The organism is Paraburkholderia sp. GAS334 (assembly GCF_050436625.1).
Lineage (GTDB): Bacteria > Pseudomonadota > Gammaproteobacteria > Burkholderiales > Burkholderiaceae > Paraburkholderia.
On the sequence record NZ_JBNDMO010000002.1, the window covers coordinates 118,482 to 139,658 of the forward strand.

Annotated in this window: 21 protein-coding genes; 12 read left to right on the forward strand and 9 right to left on the reverse strand. The window is 63.1% G+C overall.

Annotated features, from left to right (window positions below; all coding sequences use genetic code 11):
- Positions 1-258: 258 nt before the first annotated feature.
- A complete protein-coding gene (locus P3T21_RS03910) occupies positions 259-1,533 on the forward strand; it encodes an EAL domain-containing protein (RefSeq protein ID WP_429254621.1) in 1,275 nt (424 codons plus the stop codon).
- Positions 1,534-1,580: 47 nt separating this feature from the next.
- Here the strand turns inward: P3T21_RS03910 and P3T21_RS03915 are convergent, their stop codons facing one another.
- Complete coding sequence (locus P3T21_RS03915) at positions 1,581-2,510, reverse strand: sigma-70 family RNA polymerase sigma factor (protein WP_429254622.1); 930 nt, start codon at positions 2,508-2,510, stop codon at positions 1,581-1,583.
- A gap of 205 nt (positions 2,511-2,715) precedes the next feature.
- On the opposite strand from P3T21_RS03915, the gene clpP reads away from it, so the two are divergent.
- Entirely contained in the window at positions 2,716-3,369 is a 654-nt protein-coding gene (gene clpP, locus P3T21_RS03920) for an ATP-dependent Clp endopeptidase proteolytic subunit ClpP (RefSeq protein WP_429254623.1), read from the forward strand.
- 64 nt (positions 3,370-3,433) lie between these two features.
- On the opposite strand, the gene P3T21_RS03925 is transcribed toward clpP, so the two are convergent.
- A complete protein-coding gene (locus tag P3T21_RS03925) occupies positions 3,434-4,042 on the reverse strand; it encodes a TetR/AcrR family transcriptional regulator (protein WP_429254624.1) in 609 nt (202 codons plus the stop codon).
- Between the two features lie 54 nt (positions 4,043-4,096).
- On the opposite strand from P3T21_RS03925, the gene P3T21_RS03930 reads away from it, so the two are divergent.
- On the forward strand, positions 4,097-4,681 hold the full coding sequence (locus P3T21_RS03930; protein WP_429254625.1) for an isochorismatase family protein: 585 nt from the start codon (positions 4,097-4,099) through the stop codon (positions 4,679-4,681).
- An 84-nt stretch (positions 4,682-4,765) separates the two neighbouring features.
- Here P3T21_RS03930 and P3T21_RS03935 read toward each other — a convergent pair whose 3' ends face one another.
- The 3 genes from P3T21_RS03935 to xseA all read right to left on the reverse strand — a co-directional run bounded on the left by P3T21_RS03935 (position 4,766) and on the right by xseA (position 7,975).
- Positions 4,766-5,572, reverse strand: a complete 807-nt coding sequence (locus P3T21_RS03935) for an alpha/beta fold hydrolase (RefSeq protein ID WP_429254626.1) — start codon at positions 5,570-5,572, stop codon at positions 4,766-4,768.
- 261 nt (positions 5,573-5,833) lie between these two features.
- A complete protein-coding gene (gene sodB / locus P3T21_RS03940; RefSeq protein ID WP_429254627.1) occupies positions 5,834-6,412 on the reverse strand; it encodes a superoxide dismutase [Fe] in 579 nt (192 codons plus the stop codon).
- 183 nt (positions 6,413-6,595) lie between these two features.
- The gene (xseA, locus tag P3T21_RS03945) at positions 6,596-7,975 is read right to left on the reverse strand and encodes an exodeoxyribonuclease VII large subunit (protein WP_429255155.1); all 1,380 of its coding nucleotides are present in this window, start codon (positions 7,973-7,975) and stop codon (positions 6,596-6,598) included.
- Between the two features lie 606 nt (positions 7,976-8,581).
- Between xseA and lpxK the strand changes: the two genes are divergently transcribed.
- The 5 genes from lpxK to P3T21_RS03970 all read left to right on the forward strand — a co-directional run bounded on the left by lpxK (position 8,582) and on the right by P3T21_RS03970 (position 12,559).
- Positions 8,582-9,598 (forward strand): tetraacyldisaccharide 4'-kinase, encoded by a 1,017-nt coding sequence (gene lpxK / locus P3T21_RS03950; protein WP_429254628.1) that lies wholly within the window; start codon positions 8,582-8,584, stop codon positions 9,596-9,598.
- Positions 9,579-9,785 carry a Trm112 family protein gene (locus P3T21_RS03955; protein ID WP_429254629.1) on the forward strand — a complete coding sequence of 69 codons (207 nt, stop codon included), beginning with the start codon at positions 9,579-9,581 and terminating at the stop codon, positions 9,783-9,785. The genes lpxK and P3T21_RS03955 overlap by 20 nt, the downstream gene beginning before the upstream one ends.
- A gap of 131 nt (positions 9,786-9,916) precedes the next feature.
- Positions 9,917-10,726 carry a 3-deoxy-manno-octulosonate cytidylyltransferase gene (gene kdsB / locus P3T21_RS03960; RefSeq protein WP_429254630.1) on the forward strand — a complete coding sequence of 270 codons (810 nt, stop codon included), beginning with the start codon at positions 9,917-9,919 and terminating at the stop codon, positions 10,724-10,726.
- A gap of 229 nt (positions 10,727-10,955) precedes the next feature.
- Positions 10,956-11,618 (forward strand): adenylate kinase, encoded by a 663-nt coding sequence (adk, locus tag P3T21_RS03965; RefSeq protein ID WP_429254631.1) that lies wholly within the window; start codon positions 10,956-10,958, stop codon positions 11,616-11,618.
- 182 nt (positions 11,619-11,800) lie between these two features.
- Positions 11,801-12,559, forward strand: coding sequence for a 3-hydroxyacyl-CoA dehydrogenase (locus P3T21_RS03970; protein WP_429254632.1), 759 nt, complete (start codon positions 11,801-11,803; stop codon positions 12,557-12,559).
- 178 nt (positions 12,560-12,737) lie between these two features.
- On the opposite strand, the gene P3T21_RS03975 is transcribed toward P3T21_RS03970, so the two are convergent.
- Together P3T21_RS03975 and murJ are read right to left on the reverse strand one after the other, a co-directional pair.
- Positions 12,738-13,589, reverse strand: coding sequence for a SirB1 family protein (locus P3T21_RS03975; RefSeq protein WP_429254633.1), 852 nt, complete (start codon positions 13,587-13,589; stop codon positions 12,738-12,740).
- On the reverse strand, positions 13,586-15,136 hold the full coding sequence (murJ, locus tag P3T21_RS03980; RefSeq protein WP_429254634.1) for a murein biosynthesis integral membrane protein MurJ: 1,551 nt from the start codon (positions 15,134-15,136) through the stop codon (positions 13,586-13,588). The genes P3T21_RS03975 and murJ overlap by 4 nt, the downstream gene beginning before the upstream one ends.
- A gap of 558 nt (positions 15,137-15,694) precedes the next feature.
- Between murJ and rpsT the strand changes: the two genes are divergently transcribed.
- Positions 15,695-15,973, forward strand: coding sequence for a 30S ribosomal protein S20 (gene rpsT, locus P3T21_RS03985; RefSeq protein WP_090528310.1), 279 nt, complete (start codon positions 15,695-15,697; stop codon positions 15,971-15,973).
- Positions 15,974-16,205: 232 nt separating this feature from the next.
- On the opposite strand, the gene P3T21_RS03990 is transcribed toward rpsT, so the two are convergent.
- The gene (locus P3T21_RS03990; RefSeq protein ID WP_429254635.1) at positions 16,206-16,547 is read right to left on the reverse strand and encodes a DUF3579 domain-containing protein; all 342 of its coding nucleotides are present in this window, start codon (positions 16,545-16,547) and stop codon (positions 16,206-16,208) included.
- Between the two features lie 449 nt (positions 16,548-16,996).
- Here P3T21_RS03990 and argF point away from each other — a divergent pair, with 449 nt between their 5' ends.
- The gene (gene argF, locus P3T21_RS03995; protein WP_429254636.1) at positions 16,997-17,926 is read left to right on the forward strand and encodes an ornithine carbamoyltransferase; all 930 of its coding nucleotides are present in this window, start codon (positions 16,997-16,999) and stop codon (positions 17,924-17,926) included.
- 117 nt (positions 17,927-18,043) lie between these two features.
- Positions 18,044-19,270 carry an argininosuccinate synthase gene (locus P3T21_RS04000; protein ID WP_429254637.1) on the forward strand — a complete coding sequence of 409 codons (1,227 nt, stop codon included), beginning with the start codon at positions 18,044-18,046 and terminating at the stop codon, positions 19,268-19,270.
- Between the two features lie 88 nt (positions 19,271-19,358).
- On the opposite strand, the gene murB is transcribed toward P3T21_RS04000, so the two are convergent.
- On the reverse strand, positions 19,359-20,399 hold the full coding sequence (murB, locus tag P3T21_RS04005) for a UDP-N-acetylmuramate dehydrogenase (RefSeq protein ID WP_429254638.1): 1,041 nt from the start codon (positions 20,397-20,399) through the stop codon (positions 19,359-19,361).
- A gap of 210 nt (positions 20,400-20,609) precedes the next feature.
- Here murB and P3T21_RS04010 point away from each other — a divergent pair, with 210 nt between their 5' ends.
- A complete protein-coding gene (locus P3T21_RS04010; RefSeq protein ID WP_429254639.1) occupies positions 20,610-21,095 on the forward strand; it encodes a YajQ family cyclic di-GMP-binding protein in 486 nt (161 codons plus the stop codon).
- Positions 21,096-21,177 lie beyond the last annotated feature (82 nt).

Here is a 21,177-nt window from a genome sequence, read left to right on the forward strand (position 1 = left end):
GGTTCGTGCCGGCGTAATGGCACAGACGGTTCGCGGGTTTCGGCACAGAAACACCGTGCACGAGTACCCGCAGCAGGGCGTCACGCGCACCATCGCTGTGCGTCGCGCGGCCGCGAAGTGCGAGCCGGCACGCAGCCTGACGAATCCAGCCGCACGCAGGTGTCATTTTCGGATGCGCATACTTCTTGCTGGCCTATCCTGTAAACTTGCGCTTTCGGCGGGCTGTGCGCCACAGCTGACCACTACACGACCGATATGATGAGCATGATCGACCTCGATCCCCCCGGCTTCCAGCCGCCGCGTCCGATGGCGGGCGACGAAGGCGCGCGCCGCACCGTCCTGTACGGCGGCTATACCGTCTTCAGCGTTTTCCAGCCGGTGTTTTCGGTGTCGCACCGTCGCGCGATCGGTTATCACGCGTCGCTGCGTGCGCGCGACGAACACGCGCGCCATGTGCCGTCGCACGAAGTCTTCACGCAGGCCGCGCGGCGCGGCGATCTGCTTGAACTCGGGCGTCTTGCCGAATCCCTGCATCTCGGCAACTTCAATGCATTCGACAGCCACGACGAGTGGCTTTTCCTGAGCCTGCATCCTGCGGCACTGATGGACACGAGCTATGGCGACGCGTTGCTCGCCGGGCTGAAGGCGCTCGGCCTGCCGCCGCAACGCGTGGTGCTGGAAGTGTCCGAACAGGCCGGCGGCGAGACGACGCGTTTCTCGGAAATCATCGACGCGCTGCGCAAGTCCGGTTTCCTGATCGCGCTCGATGGTTTCGGCGCGAAGCATTCGAACATCGACCGCGTGTGGCAGCTGCGCCCCGACATCGTCACGCTCGACCGCTGCATTCTTGCGCAGGCGAGCGAGCATTCACATATCGAACGCGTGTTGCCCGGCCTCGTTTCGATGCTGCATGAATCCGGGCAACTGGTGTTGATGGGCGGACTTTCGACCGAGCGCGACGCGCTGATCGCACTCGAATGCAATGTCGATTTCGTGCAGGGCGCGTTTTTCGCGGGCCCAAGCGTCGATCCGGTGAAGCCGCAAGCTGCGGCCGGCTTGATGGATGCGCTGTCGGCGGCGTTGCGGGAGCGCGTATCGGCGCGCGAGCGTGCGCAGGTTTCGCGGCTTGCGCCGTACGTGAAGGCACTCGAAGCCGCCAGCGCCCAGCTTTTCGCCGGCGGGACGGTCGCTCACGCGACAGCGCCGTTGCTGGCGCTCGGCGAAACCGCGCGCTGTTTCGTGCTGGACGCCTCCGGCCGGCAGATCGGCGACAACGTGCTGCCGCATGGCCGCGCATCGCAACGCGCAAAACGGTTCCGCCCGCTGCTGCATTCCGAAGGCGCGAGCTGGGAGCGCCGGCCGTATTTCATCCGGGCCGTTCGCGAGCCGGGCAAGGTTCAGCTGACGCCGCCGTATCTGTCGATCAACGAGGCGCACCTGTGCGTGACGGCGTCGATTGCCGCGGAAACGGCGCGTGGGTTGCAGGTGCTGTGCGTCGACATCAACTGGGAAGTCGCCGCGCACCGGAATTGAGGGATGCGGTTTTGTTGAGTGAAAGCGGCACGGCGCGCGCAGGCCGGTCAGCACATGACCGGTTCGGCGCGGCCAATCCGTTCAAGCAGGCGAGTGACAGCACGCGAACCCCACGCCGCATTCGCCGCACGCAGATTCACCGCTGACGACACGACGCACAGCCGCGCGATGCGTCCATCGCAGGCGGCCGCGACGTCAAGCAGGCCCGTCACCTCCCCTTCCGCCATCAACGCAACGCCCGCCATGCCATTGATCGTCACAGGCGCGGCATTGCGCGTAGATGACGTCAGCTGATCCACCCAGCGCGCCGAAGCAATCGCCTCACCGGCATTGGCTTCTTCTTCCGCATCGCTGAGCACAACCGCTTCTTCGCTGAACAGGCGCATCAACTGCGCGCGATCCTGCGCCTCGATTGCCGCGCGCAACCGCTCGACGACCTGCGCATGCGCGGACGGATCGACGGCCGGCTTCGGCTCGCCGCCTTCACGCTGCAAGCGCGTTTTCGCGCGATGGACGATCTGCCGGCAGTTCGCCACCGATTTGCCGATGATCTGCGCGATGTCCGCGTAATCGCAATCGAGCGCCTCGTGCAGCACGAAGGCCGCGCGCTCATCCGGCGTCAGACGTTCGAGCATCAACAGCAAACCGTACGACATCTCCGACGCACGCAGCGCCATTTCTTCCGCCGACGGCACGATGCCATCGAGCCACGGCTCTGGCAGCCAGCCTGCCGCACGCGACAGGCGCTCCATCTGCAGATGCCGCAGGCGATCGATCGCAAGACGCGTCGTAATCGTCGTGAGCCAGCCTGCGGGCGCGCGAATGTCGCTGGCGTCGGCGAGATGCCATTTGAGCCACGCGTCCTGCACGACATCTTCGGCTTCCGCGCGACTGCCCAGCATCCGGTACGCGAGCGCCATCAGCTTTCCCCGCGATGCCGCGAACGTCGCGGCCTTGTCCATTTCATCTTCCGTCATGCGTGATGCTCCGTGATCGTGGAGAAAACACTTCGGCGCCGTGGATTCGCGCCCCGCCTTCATAGACGGTTCAGCGCGCCCCCATGTGACAGTCGCCCGACAAAATAAATCGTGTCACGCGATACGGCGTTCCCGCGTCTTGCAGACAGGATTCTGCGCGACGTCAGCCGTGCGCGGAATCCACCAACAACCCAACGAGGAACGCATGTCATACCTGTATCCGCCCCCGTCATTTTCGGGTCTCGGCCTCGTGCCGACCGTCATCGAACAGTCCGGTCGCGGTGAACGCGCCTATGACATCTATTCGCGGCTCCTGCGTGAGCGGATCGTGTTTCTGGTGGGGCCGGTGAATGACCAGTCGGCGAGCCTGATCGTCGCGCAGTTGCTGTTTCTCGAGTCCGAGAATCCTGACAAGGATATTTCCTTTTACATCAACTCGCCGGGCGGCTCGGTTTATGACGGCCTCGCGATCTACGACACGATGCAGTTCATCAAGCCCGAAGTGTCGACGCTGTGCACTGGCTTCGCGGCGAGCATGGGTACGTTTCTGCTCGCGGCCGGCCAGCGCGGCAAGCGTTACGCGCTGCCGAACGCACGCATCATGATTCACCAGCCCTCAGGCGGCGGACAGGGCACGGCCGCCGACGTCGAGATCCAGGCGAAGGAAGTGCTGTACCAGCGCGAACGCCTGAATGCAGTACTCGCCGAACGCACGGGCCAGAGCATCACGCAGATCGAAAAGGACACGGACCGCGACAACTACATGTCCGCCGAAGGTGCGCAGTTGTACGGCCTGATTGACAGTGTGCTGACGACACGCACCGAACTGCCCAAGGATGTGAAGCACAACGAGATGTGACGGGCCGGCTGGCGGGTTTCGGGCGCACCCGTGTGCGGCCCGAAGCGCCTGTCGCGTTTACCGCTTACGCGAGCCGCGATTCCAGATACGACGCCACGACCTGTTTGTACTCGACGAGCAGCAGCGTGCGCTCTTTGGGTCTCGCGACGGCGTACAGCGGATTCATACTTTTCACCACCTGAAGCGTGACCTCAGCGATGCGAAAGGCCTCGTCGCCTGAAAGCGCCGGCTGATAGCGCTGGAACAGTTCGGCGAAACGGCCGCGCAGCCGGTTGCGCGCTGCCGCATCGCGTTTGAAATTCAGCGAAACCGACAGCAGCGGAATATAGGCAGGACGGGTCGCCATGAACGCCGCCATCATCTCGAACAGGCTGCCGACCAGTTCCGGCACGGTCATCCCTTCAGCCGCGACGCTGAGCGCGGTCCAGCGCTCTTCCATCTCTTCGGCATAACGCGTGCGCAGCGCGAACACGAGCGCTTCCTTGTTCGGAAAGTACTGATACACCGCACCGATCGACGCGCCCGCGCGCTCCGCGATGGCAGTCATGGTCGCGGCGTCGAAACCGCGCTCGGCAATTACCGCGCCCGCCGCTTCGAGCAGTGCATCGACGCGCCGCGCGGCGCGCTCCTGTTGCGGCACCCGCCGCGCGGTTCCAGACAGAGCTGAGGACATTCTCACATTCTGAGCGTATGATTATATGAGGCCATCCTCACATAAAGGCGACATATGACGCAAGCACTTTCACTCGATCCGAAGACCACCGCGCTGGTTCTGATCGACCTCCAGCATGGCATCGTCGGCCGCGAGCTGGCGCCCTATTCGGGCAGCCAGGTCGTCGAAAATTCGGTGCGTCTTGCCGAGGCAACGCGCGCCGCGGGCGGCACCGTCGTATTCGTGCGCGTGCTGCTGACAGAACTGCTGCAGCGCTTGACGGACGCCGCACCGCAGGCGCCGAACACCCCGCCGCCGCCCGCGATTGCATCTGAGCTGGTGCCGGAAGCCGGCGTACAGCCTGGCGATCTGGTGGTGACGAAGCGCCAATGGGGCGCGTTCTACGGCACCGATCTCGAACTGCACCTGCGTCGCCGTGGCATTCGCACGGTCGTCATGGCCGGCATCGCGACGAATTTCGGCGTCGAGTCGACGGCGCGCGCGGCGTTCGACCAGGGCTACGACCTTGTCTTTATCGAAGACGCCATGTCGAGCATGAGCGCCGAGGCGCACAAATCCAGTACCGAAGGTGTGTTCCGGGTGATGGGCCGCGTGCGCTCCACGGCCGGATATGTCGAAGCGCTGGGTCAGGCGTCGTAACAGGCCTCGAGCCGGCTGTTTCGGCAGCCGGAGCCGGCACGCGCCATGGAAGAAGCTCGCGAACGAAACACCGCAGGGCGAAATTCAGGAAAGAACCTTGTCGACAAAAGTCTGCACCGCGCCATTGAACAGTCCGGGCCTTTGCAGCGGCGCGAAATGACTCACGCCAGGCAGCAGGACGAGTTCCGCACCGGGGATGCTCCGCGCGAGATATTCGGCGTGTTCCGGCTTGATGAATTCATCGTGCTCGCTCTGCACGATCGCGACGGGCACACGGATCGCAGCCAGATCGTGCGCGGAATAGTTGGGTTGCGTCCGCATCATCTCGCTGACCGCGCCGACAAACGCATCGAACTGATCCGGTGTGGCGGATAGCTGTTCGTAGTCTCTGCGGTGCCGGCCAAAACACCGGTCGATGAGCGGCGTGGGCACGAATGCCTTTGTGCCGCTCGGGTCCATGTTGCATCCAAAGAAGAAGACGCCCGCAACGCGTTCGGGCGCTTTCATCCCGAGGATCAACGCAGTGCATGCGCCGTCGCTCCATCCCACCACGGCGGCTTTTTCGAGCTGTAACGTGTCCATCACGGCGAGCACGTCGGACGCCATCCGTTCGTACAGGAAGGGCTTTGAATCGCGCGTGCTACGGCCGTGGCCGCGGCTGTCGATGATTACGACGCGATGGCCCGAGCCGACCAGCGCCGGCACCTGATAGCCCCAGTTGCCGCTATGGCCGAGGCCACCGTGCAGCAGGATCACCGGTGAGCCGGCACCATACGTCGCGTACCAGATTCGGGCACCGTCGTTGTCTACGTAGCCTTGATCGCGCGTGACAGGCAGCGGCGCTGCGCCGTGCGCTTCGAAGTGCTTGAGGTCGTCGTCTTGAGGTTCCATGTTGATCTGGCTCGAAGTACGGGTGGACGTTGCGTTGAAGTCTGGGCAGGCTCGCCGCAAACCGCAGAATGCCACCGCTTTTGCGAACGTGCATGGCTTCAGGCGACAAACTGAAAGGTTTTATCCGCTCGCCGCCGTTCCGGCCCGTGCAGATCGCGACGTGACGCGACGCGACATGATGGCCGCAGCGGATCCGACGCGCAGAAAACAGAAAGCCCTCACACTGGAGGGCTTTCATTTCAACTTCGATTCGCGAACCGCTTACGCAAAATTCTTCGAAGCGAATTCCCAGTTCACGATGTTCCAGTACGCTTCGACAAACTTCGGACGCGCATTGCGATAGTCGATGTAGTACGCGTGTTCCCACACGTCGATCGTCAGCAGCGGCTTCGCATCGGTGGTCAGCGGCGTTGCAGCGTTGCTGGTCGAAACCAGATCGAGCGAGCCGTCGGTCTTCTTCACGAGCCATGCCCAGCCCGAGCCGAACGTGCCGACTGCGACCTTCGTGAATTCTTCCTTGAACTTGTCGTAAGAGCCCCACTTCGCGTTGATCGCGTCAGCGAGCTTGCCAGTCGGCGCGCCACCACCTTGCGGCGACAAGCTGTTCCAGAAGAACGTGTGATTCCAGATTTGCGCTGCGTTGTTGAACACACCGCCCGACGACTTCTTGACGATCTCTTCCAGCGACAGGTTCTCGAACTCGGTGCCAGGAATCAGCTTGTTCAGGTTGGTCACATAGGTCTGATGATGCTTGCCGTAGTGAAACTCGAGCGTCTCTTCCGACATATGCGGAGCGAGCGCGTTCTTCGCGAACGGCAGCGGCGGGAGCGTATGTTCCATGATTGCGTTCCTTGTATCGTGTTATGGGGAGTCTGCGGATAACGCTGTAGAGCACTCGATTGTAGGCGACCCGGAATAACCGTGCAAACCGCCGGTCTTTATGACGGGGATCGCGCAAACGCGCTGCACCCGCAGCGTAAAAGATGCTCGTGCAACCCGTGTGACGAGGTCAAAAGTACGGAATCAAAAGCCTTCAGTGAGACGCGGCTGCACGTCGGAAAGCGCGATATCGGCCGAGCCTTCGGCGAGATGAACCGTGAGACGGCGGCCCGGTTTCAGCGCTGACGGCGCGCGCAACGCACGACCGTTCTGCGCATCGAGCAACGCAGCATAGCCGCGCTCAAGCGTGCGCTGCGGGCTCAACACTTCGAGGCGCGCGGTGAGTGTCGCAACGCGCGCCGTCTGCCGCTCATGCAGACGTTGCTGCGCGCGCTCGAGCCGTTCAGCGAGCGCATCTACCTTCGTGTGATGCGCGACGAGATCGGGACGCCAGCGCTGCCAGCGCATCTGCAGCAACGAGAAGCGCCCCCTCGCGTCGCGAACCGGACGCGCACCCGCCGACGCCAGCCTTACAGAAAGCTGATGCAGATGCGTGCGCTGTCGCGCGAGCCGTTCGGCAGGCGAAACGAGGCGGCGCGCGAGCCAGTCGAGTTGTTGCGCGCGACGTTCCATCATGCGGCCGAAGCCACGTGCGAGCGTGGCGTGCCGATGATCGAGATCGCGCAGCAGCAGCACGCGTTGCGGGCTGACGAGTTCGGCGGCGCCGGTCGGCGTCGGCGCGCGCACGTCGGCGGCGAAGTCGGCGATCGTGAAGTCGGTTTCGTGGCCCACGCCGCTCACCACCGGCACCGCACTTTCAGCGATCGCGCGTGCGAGCACTTCTTCGTTGAACGCCCACAGGTCTTCAATCGAACCGCCGCCGCGACACACGATCAGCACATCGATTTCGCGCCGTGCGCTGGCCGTCTCGACCATCGCCGCGAGCTTCGCGCTGACGCCCGCGCCCTGCACCGGCGCCGGATAAATGATCACCGGAATATGCGGCGCGCGACGCTGGAGCGTCGTCAGCACGTCGCGCAACGCGGCGGCCTGTAGCGACGTGACGATGCCGATCGCACGCGGATGCACCGGAAGCGCGCGTTTGCGTTCGGGCGCGAACAGGCCTTCGGCTTCGAGTTGCGCCTTCAGCTTCAGGAACGCTTCGTAAAGACGGCCCTGGCCCGTGCGACGCACCGCTTCGACGTTCAGTTGCAGTTCGCCGCGCGGCTCGTACATCGTGACCAGCGCGCGCACCTCGATGCGATCGCCTTCGCGCGGCGTGAATTCGGCGTACTGCGCGCGACCGCGGAACATCACGCAGCGCATCTGCGCCTGCGCGTCCTTGATCGAGAAATACCAGTGGCCGCTCGCCGCGCGCGTGAAATTGGACACTTCGCCGGCCACCCAGACGAGCGGAAACGAGCGTTCGAGCATCGAGCCGATCGCACGATTCAATGCCGACACCGGTACGACGACCTCGCCGCCGGGCTCGCCGGACGACGCAAAAGGACTTTCGGAATTCATGCGAGGAATGGGTTTTGACAGGCAGGACAGACGATAGACCGACTGGCCATTCGCGTCCAGCGCACCGCGCAGAATATGGGAAGTGTCCACATTGGCGCACTATCGTGCGGACGACCCGATTAGCATCGCCGGGAAGGCCGTAAGTTCGTAGTATGTATTTGATTTTTATGGGTTTTGCATTTCCAAAAGCGTGAGCTACGCCGACGCGCAGCGAGCCAGGCGGCCCTTTGCGGGCAACGGCAGGCAGGTTCTCCACAAAGTTATCCACAGGCACGAATGCACCGTTTTGACGATCTTCGTGGGCACGTTTTGCGCTAGCCGACTTGCGGCGCACGCCGCCCGCGCGCTAGAGTGCCGGCTTCCCGAAGCGCTCAGGCGCCGACCGGTTTCGCGTCACTTTCAGGTCGTCGTCGCCCTGTGCGGCGTCCGGCTCGACCGGCCGATTGCCGTTGCCCATTCACCGCCCGGAGAATCTGCGTTGCTGCCTGCCCTGCCCGCCCTGTCTGTCCTCCGCGCCTTCCTCTTTCTGCACGCACTTCGCGCCCTGGGTGTACGTCGTGGGTTTTGTTCCGCGCCCGTCGTGCTGTCCGTCCCGACATTCCCATCATGAGCGGACTGAAATCCCGGATCGAAGCGCGTCTGGCGCAGGAATGGCAACGCCGCGGCCCGCTCGCGTGGGCGCTGACGCCGTTTGCCTGTCTGTTCGGCGCAATCGCCGCGTCGCGCCGCGCCGCGTTCGCGCTTGGCTGGATGAAGAGCGTGCGCGTGCCGGTGCCCGTCGTGGTGGTCGGCAACGTCACGGTCGGCGGAACGGGCAAGACGCCGACCGTGATCGCGCTCGTCGACGCGCTGCGTTCAGCAGGCTTCACGCCAGGCATCGTGTCGCGCGGCTACGGCGCGAAAATTTCGCGCCCGACGGCGGTTACACCGGCGTCGTCGGCGAATGTGGCCGGCGACGAGCCGCTCCTCATCGCGCGCCGCACGGGCGCACCGGTCTGGGTCTGTCCCAACCGGGTCGCCGCAGCGGAGGCGCTGTGCGCGGCGCACACCGATGTCGACATCATCGTCAGCGACGACGGCCTGCAGCACTACCGGCTTGCGCGCAATGTCGAACTGGTGGTCTTCGATCACCGGCTGGGCGGCAATGGTTTCCTGCTGCCTGCCGGGCCGTTGCGCGAGCCGTTGTCCCGTCAGCGTGACGCGACGCTGATCAACAATCCGTACGACCGCGCGCTGCCGCCGTGGCCCAATACGTTCGCGCTCGCGCTCACGCCGGGCGATGCATGGCACCTCGACCAGCCGGCGCTGCGCCGTCCGCTCGCGCAGTTCGCCGGTGAACGCGTGCTGGCCGCCGCCGGCATCGGCGCGCCGGAACGGTTTTTCGCGACGCTGCGCGCGGCCGGCCTTTCGCCCGCGACCCGCGCGCTGCCCGACCATTACGCGTACACCACCAATCCTTTCGCCGACGTCGAGGCCGACGCCATCCTGATAACCGAAAAGGATGCGGTAAAATTGGGGTCCTGGCATGATGCGCGGATCTGGGTTGTCCCGGTCGAAGCCGCGCTGGATCACCGCCTTATCGCTTTAGTCGTGGAGAAAGTCCGTGGACGCTCGCCTGCTTGAAATTCTCGTCTGCCCGATCTGCAAGGGCCCGCTTAGCTACGATCGCGCCGCGCAGGAACTGATCTGCAATGCCGACAAGCTGGCCTACCCGATCCGTGACGGCATCCCGGTGATGCTTGTCGACGAGGCGCGTCAGACTGTCGAAGGCACGCTGGTCGAGCCGCTGAATCCGCCGTCGGGCGCGTAACGTTCGTGCGCCTGCGGGGCCTCCGGGCTTCGCTTTCTTCGCTTTAGCCTTTGCGCGTTCGCTGTCGAGCCAGCAGCTTCATCGAACATCGAACGCGCGTCCACGGTTCTCATCCGCTGTCCGCCCTTCCGATGACCCAATCCGCACGTCCTGCCGCCCAGCCGTTCATTGCCGTCGTTCCGGCACGGCTTGCCTCAACGCGTCTGCCGAATAAACCGCTCGCGGACATCGGCGGCAAGCCGATGGTCGTGCGCGTGGCCGAGCGTGCGCTCGAGTCGGGTGCACAGCAGGTGTTGATTGCGTCGGACGCGCAATCGGTGCTCGACGTCGCCCGCGCGCATGGCATCGAAGCGGTACTGACGCGTGCCGACCATCCGTCGGGCACGGACCGGCTTGCCGAAGTCGCTGCGCATTTCGGCTGGAGCGACGACACGATCGTCGTCAACGTACAAGGCGACGAACCGTTGATCGACCCGGCACTCGTGCGCGGCGTTGCAGCGCATCTTGCAGCCAGCAGTGGCTGCGCGATCGCCACCGCGGCGCACCCGATCACCGATCCCGCCGAAGTCTTCAATCCGAACGTCGTGAAGGTCGTGCTCGACGCAAAGAGCGTCGCGCTCTACTTTTCGCGCGCACCCATTCCGTGGGCACGCGACGCGTATCAGGCGCACTGGCCCGACGTCGCGACAATGCCCGCGCCACCCGCGCCTGCGACGGTCTACCGGCACATCGGCCTCTATGCCTATCGCGCGAAATTCCTGCGCACGTATCCGACGCTGACGCTCTCGCCGATCGAACAGGCCGAAGCGCTCGAACAGTTGCGCGCGATGTGGCATGGCGAGCGCATTGCAGTGCTCGTCACGCTGGACGCGCCGTTGCCAGGCGTCGATACCCCTGCTGATCTCGCTCGCGTACAGGCGTTATTCGGGTCGCGAGCGTAAAAACCCATGGCATAATCGAACGGTTGCGCGAGCCGCCCGGAGCCATTCTTCATCAGGGTTTCCCCCGTTTGTGCCGCTGGCTGCCTTGCAGCGCCGTCGTTCAAGACGTGCTGCGCGAGGTACGCCGCTGCATTGCGCGCGGGTTTCAGAAACGCACTGAGCGAAGTTGTGCCGACATTCCGTCTGCCTCGCGCCGCCACAGAATTCACATAGATCTGGAGATATCACCATGCGTTTGATCCTGTTGGGCGCCCCCGGCGCGGGAAAGGGCACCCAGGCAAACTTCATCAAGGAAAAGTTCGGCATCCCGCAGATTTCGACGGGTGACATGCTGCGCGCGGCCGTCAAGGCCGGCACGCCGCTCGGCCTCGAAGCAAAGCGCTTCATGGATGCAGGCGAACTCGTCACAGACGAACTCATCATCAACCTCGTGAAGGAACGTCTGTGCGAGCCGGATTGCGCGAACGGTTATCTGTTCGACGGTTTTCCGCGCACGCTGCCGCAAGCTGAAGCGATGAAGCAGGCCGGCGTCGCGATCGATTACGTGCTGGAAATCGATGTGCCGTTCGACGAGATCATCGTGCGCATGAGCGGCCGCCGCATGCATCCGGCGTCGGGCCGCACGTATCACGTGAAGTTCAACCCGCCGAAAGTCGACAACGTTGACGACGTCACCGGCGAACCGCTGATCCAGCGCGACGACGACAAGGAAGAAACCGTCAAGAAGCGTCTGGACGTGTACGTCGCGCAAACCAGGCCGTTGATCCAGTACTACAACGACTGGGCAGCCCGCGGCGACGAAAACGGTCTGAAGGCGCCGCAATATCGCCGCATTTCGGGCCTGGGTCTGGTCGATGAAATCCGCGCACGTGTGTTCGATGCGCTGAAGTAAGCACATTCGAATGCCACCAGAAAACCCGCCGACATGGCGGGTTTTTTGTTTCCCCTCTGGATATGCCAGCAGGCGTAGCCACCCCATCCGGGTTGTTGCGGCGGAATTTCCAGCCGTTACAATCATCGATCAACTGAATATCGAAACGCGACCGGTCGACGACCGATACAACAGGAGCAGTCATGGAGATCCGCGACAACGTATTTCTCATCACCGGCGGTGCATCGGGTCTGGGCGCGGCCACTGCACGCCTCGTCGTTGAAAACGGCGGCAAGGTCGTGCTCGCCGACCTGAACGTGGACGCCGGCAACGCGCTCGCGAACGAGCTAAACGGCGTGTTCGTGAAATGCGACGTCAGCCGTGAAGACGACGCGACGCACGCAGTCGCTGCCGCCACGAAGCTCGGCACCCTGCGCGGCCTGATCAACTGCGCGGGGGTCGCGCCGGCGATCAAGACCGTCGGCAAGGACGGCCCGCATCCGCTCGATTCCTTCGTCAAAACCATCTCGATCAACCTGATCGGCACCTTCAACATGATCCGCCTCGCCGCCGCGGCGATGTCGAAGAACGAGCCGAACGCGAATGGCGAGCGTGGCGTGATCGTCAACACGGCGTCGGTGGCTGCGTTTGACGGGCAGATTGGTCAGGCGGCGTACGCGGCGTCGAAGAGCGGCGTCGTCGGCATGACGCTGCCCATTGCGCGCGATCTGTCGCGCAACGCGATCCGCGTGATGACGATTGCACCGGGTATCTTCGAGACGCCGATGCTGCTCGGCATGCCGCAGGAGGTGCAGGACGCGCTCGGCGCAATGGTGCCGTTCCCGCCGCGTCTCGGCAAACCGGCGGAATACGCGATGCTCGTCAAACAGATTCTCGACAATCCGATGCTGAATGGCGAAGTGATCCGGCTGGATGGTGCGATCCGGATGCAGCCGAAGTAGGGTTTTATCGGCGTGAGGCTGTGCGTTGCGTGATGACGCGATCCGTTGCGTCGCCTTCGGAGCGTCGCGTTGCATCGGATTGCGACGCGTGCCGTGAAGAAAAGAACGCCTGCGATTTGAGTCGCAGGCGTTTTGTTATGTCGTGTGGGAATGTGTGAACCGGGCGAACCGGAGGAACTCAATCCCGATCGTCATGCTGCGTGCGTTGCCGCAACTCATGCAGTTGCGATTCGACAACCGTCGCATCCTCCGCATCCGGACGATCGCCAAGATAACGTTCAAGATCTTCCAGCGCCGGGCGCAGGTAATCGAGTCGCGCATAAGCAAAGCCGCGATCACGCACCTCTTCGATGCTATCCGGCAGCAGGATCACCAGACGCTGTTGCACTGCAAGCAGCCGCTGCCAGCGTTCCGTCTGCAGATACGTGCTCTTCAGGTTGCGCAGCATGCGCGCGATGATTTCGCGGCGCGTGGCGGGTTGCAGCAGCATGCGCAACGCGCGCCCCACCGATTCTCCGGCTTTCGCGACATAAGGCTCCAGCATCTCCACCATTTCCGATTCGGACAGCGAATGTCCGGTGGTCGGATCGAGCATCACGTCGCCATCTGGCATTGTCACGCGCAGCAGGAAGTGCCCGGGGAACGACACGCCGCGCACCGGCACGTCGATCTGGCTCGCCATCTCCAGATACAGCACCGCCAGCGAAATCGGAATGCCGCGACGACGCCTCAACACCATATTCAGATGACTGTTGTCGGGATCGTAATAGTCATTGAGATTGCTGGCGAAACCCAGTTCGCGGAAGAAAAAGCGGTTCAGGATGCCGACTTTCTGCTTGAGGTCCGCATCTTCCGGCATGCGACGTCGCAGACGCAGCACCAGTTCGTCGATCTCGGCGAGCGTGCCCGTCAGATCAAGATCCGGGTAGGCATCCTGAGCGAGCGATAGCGCCGCCTCGGTGAGCGGCAGGCTGTCGTCTTCGGCTACAAGCGTGCTGAAATAGTCGAGAACCCGCGTCGTCGTGATCACTTCACCCGCCTTCTGAAATACGCGTACTTGAACCCCATCAGCCAGAGCATACCGAAATATAGCGCGGCGAACAGTACGAGACACGCGGCCAGCAACGCGATGCGCCGCACCGGCTCAGCGTGCATGCCGATCCAGTCGAAGCTGATCGCGAACCAGTGCATGACACCCGCCATCACGAGACACGCGCCGAGCAGCTGCACGAAGAAACGCGGCCAGCCGCTCGACGGCATGTAAATGCCGCGGCGGCGCAACATCACGAACAGAAGCCCCGCGTTCACGCACGAACCCAGCCCGATACTCAACGTGAGCCCCGCGTGCGCAAAAATCGGCACGAACACGTAGTTGCTCATCTGCGTGATGATCAGCACGCCAACCGCGATTTTCACCGGCGTCTTGATGTCCTGCTTTGCGTAGAAACCAGGCGCCAGGATCTTGATGAGAATCAGCCCGATCAACCCGACCCCATACGCCGACAGCGCGCGACCGACCATCACGACCGAATTGCCGTCGAACTTGCCGTAGTGGAAGAGCGTGGCCGTCAGCGGCTCGGCAAAGAAAAACAGCGCGATCGCGCTCGGCGCGGCGAGCAGGAACGTGACGCGCAGCCCCCAGTCGAGCAGCGACGAATATTCGTGCGGGTCCGCATCGACGTGCGCCTTCGAGAGGCTCGGCAGCAGGATCGTGCCGAGCGCCACGCCGAGGAGCGCGGTCGGGAATTCCATCAGCCGGTCGGCGTAATTGATCCACGAGACCGCGCCCGGCCCGATATGCGACGCGATGTTCGTGTTGATGATGAGACTGATCTGCGACGCGGAGACCGCGAACATCGCCGGTACCATCTTCGCGAGCACGCGCTTGACGCCGCGATGCCTGAGCGCCCGGACCGGGTTCAGCCCGATGCGCGGCATCATGTCGATCTTCTTCAGGCCCGGCAGCTGCACGACAAACTGCAGCACGCCGCCCGCGATCACGGCCCACGCGAGCGCATAGACCGGTGTTTTCATGTGCGGCGCGACGAACACGGCCGCGACGATGAACGCGACGTTCAGCAGCACCGGCGCGAACGCGGGCAGCGAAAAGTTCTTGTACGTATTGAGCACCGCCGACGCGAGCGACGTCAGCGAGATGAAAATGATGTACGGGAACATGATCCGCGTCATCGCGACGGCGAGCGGATACGCCTGCCCGTCCGCCCTCAGACCGGATGCGACGACGAAGACGACGAACGACGCACCCGCGATGCCCAGCGCCGACAGCACCACGAGCGCCCAGGCGAGCACCGTCGACGTGGCGTCGACGAGCGCCTTGGTGGCGTCGTGGCCCTGCTGGTTCTTGAACTCGGCAAGGATCGGCACGAAGGCCTGCGAAAACGCGCCTTCGGCGGAAATGCGGCGCAGCAGGTTCGGGATACGGAAGGCGACGTAGAACGCGTCGGTGTATTGGCTGGCACCGAACGCACGGGCGATCAGCGTCTCGCGGGCCAGGCCGGTCACGCGCGACAGCAGCGTGAATCCGCTGACCGTCAGCAGGGCTCGGAATAGATTCATGGGGCGCTTATTATACGGGTGCCGCTCGCGTGAGCGGGCGGACGGGACGAGCCGGAACGCGAGTCGGACCGTTTCCGGCGATGGACGTTCGCGAAATTTTCGTCGGATGCGTGGTTTGTTGCAGTGGGCCGCCGACACGGTTGCGACCTGCCTGTGCGATCCTGCACGCCCGACCGCAGTTCACCCGCCAGAGCGCCCATACTGCGCGGCATCGGGCCCGGCGGGCTATTTCCGTTGCCACGTGTCTGATTTTGTTGCTATAATCGCCGGTTTCGAGGCTCGCTCGGCCGTCAGATCACGTCCTCGCAGGTATAGAGGCAGAGTGAAACAGACGGTAGGCAGGTGAAAAGCGGGCGAAAAGCAGACGAAGGGCAGACTGAATCAGGCACGCTTTTGCGTATCGTTTGCCTGGCGTTTTGCCTCTCAGTCGGCTTCGAAGTCAGACCCAATCGAACTCTTTTGCGCCTCTGGGCAATCGCTCTCAGAGGTTCGGATCAAAGCAGCGCCGGCCCACTTGAAGGGCGGGCTCTGGAAACAGGAACAGGATAAGGAACCGTCATGGCAAATACCGCACAAGCACGCAAGCGCGCCCGCCAGGCCGCCAAGGCCAACTCGCACAACTCGGCGCTGCGCTCGAAGTTCCGCACCGCGATCAAGGCAGTCCGCAAGGCGATCGACGCCGGCGACCAGGCCAAGGCCGCCGAACTCTTCAAGGCATCGTCGAAGACCATCGACATCATCGCCGACAAGAAAATCGTTCACAAGAACAAGGCAGCTCGCCATAAGAGCCGCCTCGCTGCAGCCATCAAGGGTCTGCAAGCGCCCGCAGCGCAGTAAATCCGGTCAGCCCGCTACGGCGGGCTACCTCCTGTTTCCGCTGCGTCATGAAAGCCCGCTTTGGCGGGCTTTTTTGTTTTTGCGCGCCGTCCGCATGCCGCCTGTTCCCACGCGGTTTTTCTCACCAGACGCGGGCACAAAAAAACCCGCTCCTGCGGGTTTTTGTTCGCTCGGGCACTGCGCCTGCTGCTGTCTCGTATCACCGCGCCAGCGAGGCCTGAGGTCCTGCCCGTTACGCCTTCTCTGTGATCTTCTGTTGCGTGCCGTGATTCGCGGGCAGTTCACACGCCTCGGTCACGACGAGATCGTTATCTTTCGCGAAGTTCATGACGAAGTCGAAAGCCATCGGCTCGATGTCACGCAGCCGCGAATCGAGAATGACCACCTTGAGATCGCCGAGCAAGGTCGGGCGTACGTAGAGCGAGTATTGAAGACGGGCGTTCGGCCCTTTCGCGCCCGGACCAAAACACGACATGACGCCGGCAAGCCGTTCCGACCAGTCGCTCGGACGGAACTTCCTTCCTTTCGACGTGATGCCCTGAATGAAATACTCGGTTGGAGGTGCTTCGGCCATGTAGGGATACCTGTATGACTGCCCTGGAAAGTGCGTGCCCTGTGCGGACCCTGCGTGGACTCATGAGGCTGCCGGAAGATCCGGAACAACGGGCGCAGACCGCGCTGCGACGCCCTGAAACACGCCGCCAGGCGGTGAGCACAGCACGCCACAGGAACTGCATGGCTCCACGCGCGCGAGCCGTGTCCCGAAAGCTCGGCGCATGCCTGCCGGGCTTGGGAAAACCCTGAGATTATAGCGCAGCAGGTGTCTTTCCGCATTGCACACAGGGCCAGAGACACACACGCAAACAATGCCGCGCGCGGCATGACAGGCCTGTGTCAGGCGCGCGCCTGGCCATCCGGCCGACTCGTCAAACCAGGCAAAATCCTTTATGCTGCATTGAGTTACCACAAACGACGGCGGCGCCGTCCGGCAATTCTGCCGGGTGAGACCGCCGTATTTGTTTCATGACCGCCAAGAAAATTCGTCATTATTTGCAGTTCAAGGATTTCTCGCTCGAAGACTACGAGTACGTGCTTGAGCGCGCCCGCATTCTGAAGCGCAAATTCAAGAACTACGAGACTTACCACCCGCTGCACGACCGCACGCTCGCGATGATCTTCGAGAAAAACTCGACGCGCACGCGCCTGTCGTTCGAAGCGGGCATCTTCCAGCTCGGTGGCCACGCCGTGTTCATGAGCACGCGCGATACACAGCTCGGCCGCGGCGAGCCGATCGAAGACGCGGCGCAGGTCATCTCGCGCATGGTCGACATCATCATGATCCGTACGTTCGGCCAGGACATCATCCAGCGCTTTGCCGATAACTCGCGCGTGCCGGTCATCAATGGTCTGACGAACGAATATCATCCGTGCCAGGTGCTGGCAGATATTTTCACGTACTTCGAGCACCGCGGGCCGATTCGCGACAAGACGGTCGCGTGGGTCGGTGACGCGAACAACATGCTCTACACGTGGATCGAAGCCGCCCACATCCTCGGATTCAAACTGCGCATCTCCACGCCGCCCGGCTACAAGCTCGATCACGCGCTCGTCGCGCCGGAAAGCGCGACCAGCTGGCAGGAATTCGACGACCCGAACGAAGCCTGCACGGGCGCCGATCTCGTCACCACCGATGTGTGGACGAGCATGGGCTTCGAGGCCGAAAACGAAGCGCGCAAGCAGGCCTTTGCTGACTGGTGCGTCGACGCCGACATGATGGCGCGCGCGAATCCGGACGCGCTGTTCATGCATTGCCTGCCCGCGCATCGCGGCGAAGAAGTGAGCGCCGAAGTGATCGACGGGCCACAAAGCGTCGTGTGGGACGAAGCGGAAAACCGTCTGCATGTGCAAAAGGCGCTGATGGAATTCCTGCTGCTCGGTAAGCTCAACCACTGAGCGTTCAGGCCCAAAACCGCGGGTCTGCCCGCGGTTTAGTGTCAAAATAGCGTTTTTACGTGCCCGGATCAGCCGGCGCGCCCTGTCTTCCAGCATTTTTCCAGCTACGAGTTCACCATGAGCGATATCAAGAAAGTCGTGCTCGCCTATTCGGGCGGCCTCGACACCTCCGTCATCCTGAAATGGTTGCAGGACAACTACGACGCCGAAGTCGTCACGTTCACGGCCGACATCGGCCAGGGCGAAGAGCTGGAACCGGCGCGCAAGAAAGCCCTGCAACTCGGCATCAAGCAGGACAACATCTTCATTGAAGATCTGCGTGAAGAATTCGTCCGCGATTACGTGTTCCCGATGTTCCGCGCGAACACGATTTACGAAGGCGAATATTTGCTGGGTACGTCGATCGCGCGTCCGCTGATCGCAAAGCGCCAGATCGAGATCGCGCGCGCCACCGGTGCGCAGGCCGTCTCGCACGGTGCGACTGGCAAGGGCAACGATCAGGTTCGCTTCGAACTCGGCTACTACGCGCTCGAACCGGGCATCAAGGTGATCGCGCCGTGGCGTGAATGGGATCTGCTGTCGCGCGAAAAGCTGCTCGCGTACGCCGAACAGGCCGGCATTCCGATCGAAATGAAGCACAAGCAGGGCGGCGCGCCTTATTCGATGGACGCGAATCTGCTGCACATCTCGTTCGAAGGCCGCCACCTCGAAGATCCGAAGGCCGAAGCCGAACCGGATATGTGGCGCTGGACGGTCTCGCCGGAAGAAGCGCCGGACGAGGCCGAGTACCTCGATATCGAATATGAACACGGCGACCCGGTCGCGCTGAATGGCAAGCGCCTTTCGCCGGCTGAAATGCTGACCGAACTGAACCGCCTGGGTGGCAAGCACGGCATTGGCCGTCTGGATCTGGTCGAGAACCGTTACGTCGGCATGAAGTCGCGTGGCTGCTATGAAACGCCGGGTGGCACGATCATGCTGAAGGCGCACCGTGGCATCGAGTCGATCACGCTGGATCGCGAAGTCGCACATCTGAAAGACGACCTGATGGCGCGTTACGCTTCGCTGATTTACAACGGCTACTGGTGGGCGCCGGAGCGTCGTGCGATCCAGGTGCTGATCGACCATACGCAGGAAAAGGTCAACGGCTGGACGCGTGTGAAGCTCTATAAGGGCAGCGTGTCGGTGGTGGCACGCGATTCGAAGGAAACGCTGTTCGACAAGACCATCGCGACGTTCGATGACGACGGCGGCGCCTACAACCAGGCGGACGCTGGCGGCTTCATCAAGCTGAACGCGCTGCGTATGCGCATCGCCGAGAACGCGCGTCGCAAGCGGGGTTGATGCTGGCGTTCTGCGGTGGTTGACTTCGCGCAAGCGACGCTAACTGCCGCAGACGCTCATCTCGCGAGCGGGCCAGCGGCCATTCGCGCTACAAACAAACCGGCTCCGGCTCCAGTTCCACCCCAAACCGCGCAACCACGTCCGCCTGAATGGCCCGCGCGAGCGCAAGAACGTCCGCGCCGGTCGCGCCGCCGCGATTCACCAGCACCAGCGCCTGCCTGTCGTGGACAGCCGCCGCGCCGATCGCGCGCCCTTTCCAGCCGCACTGGTCGATCAGCCAGCCCGCCGCGAGTTTCACGCTGCCATCCGGCTGACGATAAGACACGACGTCCGGCTCGCGCTGCTGCAACGCCTCGAACCGCGCGCCATCGATCACCGGATTCTTGAAGAAACTCCCCGCATTGCCGAGCATCATCGGATCGGGCAGCTTCGCGCGCCGCACGGCGACGACTGCAGCGAAGATCGCCTGCGCATCCGCTGCAACGTCACCCAGACCGCGCGCCGCCAGTTCACGCGCAATATCCGCGTACCCGGCCCGTGGCGCCCACGCTTTCGGCAGACGGAACGTCACCGACGTGATCACGAAGCGATCACGCCCCTCCCGCTTGAAGAAGCTGTCGCGGTAACCGAAGCGGCACGCGCTGGCTTCAAGCTCGACGACTTCGCCCGTCTCCAGCTCCACCGCGCGCAGCGATGCGAAGCGCTCGCACATTTCGAGGCCATACGCGCCGATGTTCTGGATCGGCGCCGCGCCGACCGTCCCAGGGATCAGCGCCAGGTTCTCCAACCCCGGGAAACCCTGCGCGAGCGTCCACGCGACGAACTCATGCCAGTTCTCACCCGCCGCCGCTTCGACGTACCATGCGTCGTCGTCCTCGCGCGCGAGACGCCGGCCGCGCAACGCGACCAGCAGTACGAGACCGTCGAAATCGCCCGTCAGCACGACGTTGCTGCCGCCGCCCAGCACCAGCCGCCGCAACCCTGCCACGCGCGGATCGTTTACCGCATCCGCCAGTTGCGTCTCCTGCTCGATGCTGCAGGCATAGCGCGCCGCCACGTCGAAGCCAAACGTGTTGTGCGCCTTGAGCGAAAAATGCGAAACGAACGAAGCAGGAGCGGCGTGAGGCATCAGGATTGCTGGAGAGTTTGCTGCATAAGCCTGTCGCATAAGGTCACCCGACAGGCAGGATCTTCAGGACCGCGCCGCGCACTATCGCGCAACAGCCTTGGGCAAATGGGAGCGGCGTCGGTAAAATGACGTCCGGTTCGTGATTATAGCGAGTGCGTCACGCGCGGCCTGCCGGTCGCGTCCGCCTCGCAGCACTATTGGGAGAACGCAATGCCATCGTTTGACGTTGTCAGCGAAGCCAACATGATCGAAGTCAAGAACGCGATCGAGCAGTCCAACAAGGAAATTTCCACCCGCTTCGACTTCAAGGGCTCGGACGCCCGCGTCGAGCAGAAGGAGCGCGAGCTCACCGCCTACGCCGACGACGACTTCAAGCTCACGCAGGCCAAGGACGTGCTGCTGTCGAAGATGGCGAAGCGCAATGTCGACGTGCGTTTCCTCGACTACGGCAAGATCGAGAAGATCGGCGGCGACAAGGTCAAGCAGGTCATCACGGTGAAGAAAGGCGTCTCAGGCGATCTGGCGAAGAAGATCGTCAAGCTCGTGAAGGACAGCAAGATCAAGGTTCAGGCGAGCATTCAGGGCGACGCGGTACGCGTGACAGGCACCAAGCGCGACGATCTACAGAGCACGATCGCGATGTTGCGAAAGGACGTCACCGATACGCCGCTCGACTTCAACAACTTCCGCGATTAAACCGCCGGACGCGCCGCGGCGCCACTGAGCAAGCGGTCACGCAACCGAACGCAAGGCAGCGCATCAAGACGCATCCTGAAGC